Origin of the sequence: Micrococcus sp. KRD096, assembly GCF_017168495.1 — a bacterium.
Lineage (GTDB): Bacteria > Actinomycetota > Actinomycetes > Actinomycetales > Micrococcaceae > Micrococcus > Micrococcus luteus.
In genome coordinates this window covers 1-453 of sequence record NZ_JABFAY010000057.1, presented here as the reverse complement: position 1 = coordinate 453, position 453 = coordinate 1, and the positions used below count along the sequence as shown (strand labels likewise).

Below are 453 nucleotides of genomic sequence, written 5' to 3'. Positions count from 1 at the left end.
GTCGTCACCCGAGTTGGAGATACCGGCGAGGTTGTTACCCGAGTTTGCAATTCCTGCATTGAAAGAGCCAATGTTTGCAAACCCGGAGTTGAAGCCAGGAAGCATGGCTGGGCCGGCGTTGGAGAAGCCCGAATTACCGTTGCCTGTGTTGAAGAACCCGGAGTTGCCGGTGCCCGAGGGGTCACTGTTCCCCCAACCCGAGTTGCCGGTACCGAGGTTCCCGAAGCCCGAGTTGGCACCTGCTTGGGTGAGCGCGCTGCCAAAACCGGTGTTGACGTTGCCGCCATTGAAACCACCGGTGTTGATATCTCCACCGTTAAAGAAACCGGTGTTGACGTTACCTGCGTTCGCGAAACCGGTGTTCGAGTCACCCGCATTGAAGAAGCCGGTGTTTCCAGCACCCGAATTTCCGAAGCCGGTGTTCTGAAAGCCCACGTTGAAGCTGCCCGAGTT

Annotated in this window: 1 pseudogene; it reads right to left on the bottom strand. The window is 57.4% G+C overall.

The annotated features are described in order from the left end of the window. Positions 1 to 453: pseudogene (locus J1M41_RS11535) on the bottom strand (hypothetical protein); the annotation flags it as partial.